A 6,256-nucleotide genomic window follows, 5' to 3' on the forward strand; every position below is an offset into this window, starting at 1 on the left:
CCGGACTTACCCGCGCGGCTTGCGGAAGGTCTCGTGGCAGTTCTTGCACGATCCGCCGACCGCGCCGAAGGCGGCCTGGACAGCGGCCATGTCGCCACCGGCGGCAGCGGCCTTGAACGCTACAGTGGCATCGACCAGCCGCTTGTTGGCGGCGGCGAACTCGGCCGGCTTTTGCCAGATCGCGGGCAGGGCCTCGCTCTTCGGGTTGCCCTCGACCCCGGTGCCCTTGGGGAACATCTTGGTCACCTTGGGCGCGGCGGCGGCGAGCACGGCGGCATTGGCGCGGATCAGCGCGATGTCGGGGCTGCCCGACTTGAACGAATCGGCCGTGCCCTTCATCGCCCGACCCATCGCCTCGAAGTTGTCGTGCCGCGCCTTGTAGATCGCGGGCGAGGCGGCAAGCGCCACGGCGGGAGCCAACAGGGCGACGATCAGGGCGGATTTGGCAAGGGTCACGGCAGTCCTCCGACGAACGGGATGTCGACCACCTGTTTTGCCGAACCGGGCAGCGCGGTCAATGCGCCGCTTGTCGCAGCTTGTAGCAACCCGGCAGCGCGGGTCACGCCGGTCGCTCGGGGGGACCCGGCTCGGCACGTCGGGCCAGGGTGGTCACCAGCCGGCATTCCTGCGTGCCGCGCACCTGGCGCAGTGCGTCGCACAGGCCGTGCAGCCGCTGCGCCGTGCCCTGGACCAGCAGCACTTCCAGCGCGCGGTCATCGGCGAGGAAGAGGTGCTGGCTGGCGATGATCTCGGCGAGGTAGCCCTGCTGGCATTCGGCCAGCGCCTGCCGCACCCGCCCGGAATCCGCATCGTGAACCAAGGTGATGGTCCCTGCCAGCGTGGTGTCCGGCCGTTCGCGCGCGGCATGCTCGGCCAGTTCGGCGCGGATCAGTTCGGCGATCATCTGCGACCGGTTGGGCACGGCACGTTCCCCCACCATGGCTTCGAGCCGGGTAAACAGCTCGGCTGGCAGGCTGATGCTGAGCCGGACCAGCGAAGGCGTGGAATCGACCGGTGATGCCATGGTTGCACGTTGCCCCGCGTGACGATGGATAGGCCGCCAGTGTCGGCCAGAGCGGCTCCGGGCCATGTACGTAGTATGGCGAAGGCCTGGGGCAGCACCCTCTGCTCGGCTGTGGCGGCGCTCCTCAGGGTTCGCGGATCAGGCTCTCGTCCCGGGTTTCGCGCATGCCGAGGTAGGTTGCCAGGCTGAGCGCGCACATCGCGGTGACATAGGCATAGAAGCCCTGCTCCCAGCCGGACTGCTTGAACCGCAGCGCGACATATTCGGCCGTCCCGCCGAACAGGGTGTTGGCCAGAGCATAGGGCAGGGCCACCCCCAGCGCACGGACATGGGCGGGAAACAGCTCGGCCTTCACTACGGCGTTGATTGCGGTGTAGCCGGTGACGATCACCAGTGCTGCCATCACCAGCACTCCGGCGACGAGCGGATCGCGCGTGGTCGCCAGGGTCGAGAAGATCGGCCAGGTGCACAGCGTGCCGGCCAGGCCGAAACCGATCATCAGCGGCTTGCGCCCGATCCGGTCGGACAGGGCACCGGCAACCGGCTGCAGCAGCATAAAGCCGGTCAGCGTCACCGCGTTGATCGTGCTGGCCGTCTCGCGGCTGAACCCGCTGGTGTTGACCAGGAACTTCTGCATGTAGATCGAGTAGGCATAGAACGCGAGCGTACCGCCCGCGGTCAGCGCCATCACCAGCAGCGCCTCGCGCGGGTGTTCGCGGAACAGCAGCAGCAGACCCGAGCGCGGCGCCGCGCTGGCCTTGGCCTCGGCATAACTCGCGGTTTCGGCAAGGCCCCGGCGGATGCGGAACACCACCAGCGCCAGGACCGCGCCCAGTGCGAAGGGGATGCGCCAACCCCAGGCGTCAAGCTGCGCCTCGCTGAGCACCGCCTGCAGTGCGATCAGCAGCAGGATCGCGAGCAGCTGTCCGGAGATCAGCGTGACGTACTGGAACGACGACCAGAACCCCCGGCTCTCGCGTCCGGCCATTTCCGACAGATAGGTTGCGCTGGCACCATATTCGCCGCCAACCGACAGCCCCTGGAGCAGCCGCGCGATCAGCAGGAGTAGCGGCGCACCAAGGCCGATCGCGGCATAGTCCGGGGTCAGCGCGATGATCAGCGATCCGGTGCACATCAGGGTGACCGACAGGGTCAGACCGGCCTTGCGCCCGTGGCGGTCGGCATAGACGCCCATGACCCAGGCCCCGATCGGGCGCATCAGGAATCCGACAGCGAACACCGCGGCCGCGCCGAGCAGCTGCGCGGTGCGGTCTTCCGCCGGAAAGAAGTGCGGGGCGAAATAGAGTGTGAAGGCGGCGTAGACGTACCAGTCGAACCACTCGACCATGTTGCCGATCGAACCACCGATGATCGAACGCAGCCGCTCTGCGGTGCCCGGGGTAGACGGGACAGGCGATGAAGCGGTGGTTTCGGCCATGCTGCGCGGGGTCCCCTCCGGTCGGTCCGGTCCCCAGCCTAGCGGCAAGCGCTGCAAAGTGCATGGCGGTTTTTGCGCATGGCCTATGCGCGGCGGTTCAAGTCGTGACGCGGCTGTCCCGCGGGGGTGGCCCGCCCAGCGCAGCCTTCAGCTCGCGGCGCAGGCCCAGCCGCACCGAGACTTCTGCGGCCACGAACAGGGGGCCGATGATCAGTCCGCTGAGATCGTCGAGGAAGGCCGGCTTGCGGCCCTCGTAGTGGTGGCCAAGGAACTGGAACGCCCAGCCGACCACGAAAAGCCCCAGCCCCAGGCCGAACCAGACCGGGGTATCGAGCCGCGCGGCCTGCAGTCCCAGCCAGACGTTGAGCGCCATCAGCGTGGCCATCACGATGCCGAAACCCCTGTCCAGCCACAGGTAGTAGAGGCTTGCCGCCAGCGCGATCAGCATCGCCGGGGTCAGCGTCAGCCCATCGCCAAGCGGCAGGAGCGGCCGCGAGGCGAGCACGCCGACGGCGACCACGATCAGTGGGATGCCGACCAGATGGGTCGCCACGTTGCGCGGATCGCGGTGATAGTCACCATAGGCCGACAGCCGGGCGGCGAGGGGCGTCATTGAGCATCTCCTTGCTGACACTCATGTTCATAAGCCCGGATGCCTGGACTTGCCAAGAGGCCTTGTGCCTTGTCCCTTGTGTCTTCTCCCTGCCGCGTGCGTCAGGCCCGTCCTGTCTCGCTGGCGAGCAGCGCCGGGTCGATCCCCTCGGCCCGCCACACCGCCTTCCACCGTCCCGCAGCCGGCGTGTCGAACAGCAGTGCGGGATGGGCGGCCGCGGCGTGCCAGCCATGCTGGCGCAGTTCGCCCTCAAGCTGCCCCGCGCCCCAGCCGGCATAGCCAAGCGCGAACAGCCACTGGGTGGGGCCGCGGCCCTCGGCGATGGCGCGCAGCACGTCGGTCGAGAAGGATAGCGCCCAGTGGCTCCCAACGTGGATCGTCCCGTGCCCGCCCCAATCGGGCGAGTGCAGCACGAACCCGCGCTGCGGTTCCACCGGCCCGCCCAGATGCACCGGTGCATCGGGCGCCACACCCGGAGCGATGCCCGCCTCCTCCAGCACGGCACGAAAGCGCAGGCTGTCATGGAGCCGGCCCACGGCGATGCCGAGCGCGCCGTTATCATCGTGCACGCACATCGCGATCACCGCCTGGGCGAAACGGGGATCGAACATCCCGGGCAGGGCCAGCAGGATCCGACCCGACAGGAACTGGGCGGGGGTGGTCATCCTTCCAGACTAGGCGATCCCCGCGCCAAGCGGAACCGCAATCCGTGTCTGATGGGCCTTAGCACGGGGCGGTTCATGTTGCCGGCCGGGCCGTTGTGGCATCATCCTGGCAATTGGCCGTTGCACCGACGCGCCGGCTGGCGCAGCAAGACCACAGCGGCACTGCAGCGGCCGCGCTGTCAGCAAGGGGATGTGCGTGATCCGCGAAGTATCGACCCGGCCGTTCGCCGACCAGAAGCCCGGCACCTCGGGTCTGCGCAAGAAAGTGCGGGTGTTCCAGCAGCCCCACTATGCCGAGAACTTCATCCAGTCGGTGTTTGACGTGATCGCCGGCAAGGAGGGCGCCACGCTGATCATTGGCGGGGACGGCCGCTTTCTCAACCGCGAGGTGATCCAGGTGGCGATCCGCATGGCGGCGGCCAACGGCTTCGCCCGGGTGCTGGTTGGCCAGGGCGGGATCCTCTCCACCCCTGCGGCCAGCCATGTGATCCGCAAGTACGGGGCCCTCGGCGGGCTGGTGCTGTCGGCCAGCCACAATCCCGGCGGCCCCGATGAGGACTTCGGGATCAAGTACAACATCGCCAACGGCGGTCCTGCGCCGGAGAGCGTGACCGAGGCGGTCCACGCGCGCAGCCTGGTGATCGACCGCTACCGTACGATCGAGGCGGCGGACGTCGATATCGATAGCCTGGGCACGCGGCGGCTGGGCGATCTGGTGGTCGAGGTGATCGATCCGGTCGCCGACTATGCCGAGCTGATGGCGGGGCTGTTCGATTTCGCCGCGATCCGCGCGTTGTTCGCAGGCGGGTTCCGCATGCGCTTCGACGCGATGCATGCGGTGACCGGGCCCTATGCCCATGAGATTCTCGAGCGCCGCCTCGGGGCTCCGGCCGGGACCGTGGTGAACGGCACCCCCCTGCCGGATTTCGGGCATCAGCATCCCGATCCCAACCTGGTCCACGCGCGCGATCTTTACGATCTGATGATGGGTCCCGACGCGCCCGACTTCGGTGCAGCGTCGGACGGGGACGGCGACCGCAACCTCATCATCGGGCAGCACCAGTACGTGACCCCCTCGGATTCGCTCGCCGTGCTGGCCGCCAATGCCCATCTCGCCCCGGGCTATGCCCGCGGCCTGAAGGGCATTGCCCGTTCGATGCCAACCAGCGCCGCGGCTGACCGCGTCGCCGCCGCGCTCGGCATTCCGCTTTTCGAGACACCGACCGGTTGGAAGTTCTTCGGCAACCTGCTCGACGCCGGCCTCGCGACGATCTGCGGCGAGGAGAGCGCCGGGACCGGCTCCGACCATGTGCGCGAAAAGGACGGGCTCTGGGCCGTGCTGCTGTGGCTCAACATCCTTGCGGTGCGGCGCCAGCCGGTGACCCAGGTGATGGCCGAGCACTGGGCGCGCTATGGTCGCAACTACTATGCACGGCACGACTACGAGGCCATCGCCACCGATCGCGCCGATGCGCTGATGGCGGCGCTGCGGGGCAGCCTTGCCACCTTGCCCGGCCGGGCCACTGCCGCCGGCGCCGTGGCCAGTGCCGACGACTTCGCCTACACCGATCCTACCGACGGGTCGGTGAGTGCCCGGCAGGGGGTGCGGATCGGTTTTGCCGACGGGTCGCGCATGGTCTTCCGTCTGTCGGGCACCGGGACCGAAGGGGCCACTCTGCGGGTCTATCTTGAGCGCTATGTTGCGACCGACGGCGATCTCGCCCAAGCCACGGCCGAGGCGCTGGCCCCACTGGTCGCAGCGGCCGAGGAGGTGGCCGGGATCGCCCGCTTCACCGGGATGGACCAGCCCAGCGTCATCACCTGAGCCGCGGCAGCGGGCACGAAAAGGGGCTGGCTTGCGCCAGCCCCCCGGGTCAGCCTGAGCGGACCCGCCGATGGTTACATCAGCTTCCAGGTGATGGGCACGGTCAGCGCCGCCGGACCGCCCGGGGGCGGCGGCAGGGTCCCGACACGGGCCGGCAGGGCCAGGGCCTCGCGGTCGAGCGTGCTCGACCCCGACGGAGCGACCAGTTCAGTGCGCTCGATCGCGCCGCTGGCACCCACGTAGATCTTCACCTTCACCGTGCCTTCCTCGCCGCGCATCTGAGCGGTGCGCGGATAGGTCTGCTTCGACGCGATGACCCGGGCGACCTGGCGCTGCCAGTCGGCCGACTGGGCAAGCACCGGAGCGGAGGCCGCAACGGTGGCCACCACGGCGAGAATGGTATTGCGCAGGGTCTTGTTGATCATGAACTCACCTTTCTGTGATCTGTTGCGGTTACTTAAGCGCGGTAACGTTGATTTCGGATTGAACTTTGTCGTGAATAAACATCACTGTGTTCTAAAGTATTCTCCCGTAATCAGAACTCGGTCCAATCGCTGTCGTCGATCTGGAGTGCGGCCGAACCGTCGAAGGCCGGCGCAGCGGCTGGCGCCGGGGCGGCGCGCGGGGCCGGCGGGCTCACCGCGGCGGGCGGCGCGCTGACCACCGCGGGCGCCGGGGGGGTCGGGCGGGC

Annotated in this window: 7 protein-coding genes; 1 reads left to right on the forward strand and 6 read right to left on the reverse strand. The window is 68.5% G+C overall.

The features are described from left to right. Nucleotides 1-6: 6 nt before the first annotated feature. From H7F53_RS09370 to H7F53_RS09390, 5 genes are all read right to left on the reverse strand, one after another. On the reverse strand, nt 7-456 hold the full coding sequence (locus tag H7F53_RS09370; protein ID WP_185679208.1) for a cytochrome c: 450 nt from the start codon (nt 454-456) through the stop codon (nt 7-9). A 103-nt stretch (nt 457-559) separates the two neighbouring features. Then, on the reverse strand, nt 560-1,024 hold the full coding sequence (locus tag H7F53_RS09375) for a CopG family ribbon-helix-helix protein (protein WP_185679209.1): 465 nt from the start codon (nt 1,022-1,024) through the stop codon (nt 560-562). Nucleotides 1,025-1,148: 124 nt separating this feature from the next. Beyond that, complete coding sequence (locus H7F53_RS09380; protein WP_185679210.1) at nt 1,149-2,462, reverse strand: MFS transporter; 1,314 nt, start codon at nt 2,460-2,462, stop codon at nt 1,149-1,151. Nucleotides 2,463-2,559: 97 nt separating this feature from the next. After that, on the reverse strand, nt 2,560-3,075 hold the full coding sequence (locus H7F53_RS09385) for an Mpo1 family 2-hydroxy fatty acid dioxygenase (protein ID WP_185679211.1): 516 nt from the start codon (nt 3,073-3,075) through the stop codon (nt 2,560-2,562). 101 nt (nt 3,076-3,176) lie between these two features. Next, nucleotides 3,177-3,740, reverse strand: coding sequence for a YqgE/AlgH family protein (locus tag H7F53_RS09390; protein ID WP_246438787.1), 564 nt, complete (start codon nt 3,738-3,740; stop codon nt 3,177-3,179). Nucleotides 3,741-3,936: 196 nt separating this feature from the next. On the opposite strand from H7F53_RS09390, the gene H7F53_RS09395 reads away from it, so the two are divergent. Continuing rightward, nucleotides 3,937-5,565, forward strand: a complete 1,629-nt coding sequence (locus H7F53_RS09395) for an alpha-D-glucose phosphate-specific phosphoglucomutase (RefSeq protein ID WP_185679212.1) — start codon at nt 3,937-3,939, stop codon at nt 5,563-5,565. Between the two features lie 74 nt (nt 5,566-5,639). On the opposite strand, the gene H7F53_RS09400 is transcribed toward H7F53_RS09395, so the two are convergent. After that, on the reverse strand, nt 5,640-5,990 hold the full coding sequence (locus H7F53_RS09400) for a TonB family protein (RefSeq protein ID WP_185679213.1): 351 nt from the start codon (nt 5,988-5,990) through the stop codon (nt 5,640-5,642). Nucleotides 5,991-6,256: the final 266 nt, after the last annotated feature.

The organism is Novosphingobium piscinae, assembly GCF_014230355.1.
Classification (GTDB): Bacteria; Pseudomonadota; Alphaproteobacteria; order Sphingomonadales; family Sphingomonadaceae; genus Novosphingobium; species Novosphingobium piscinae.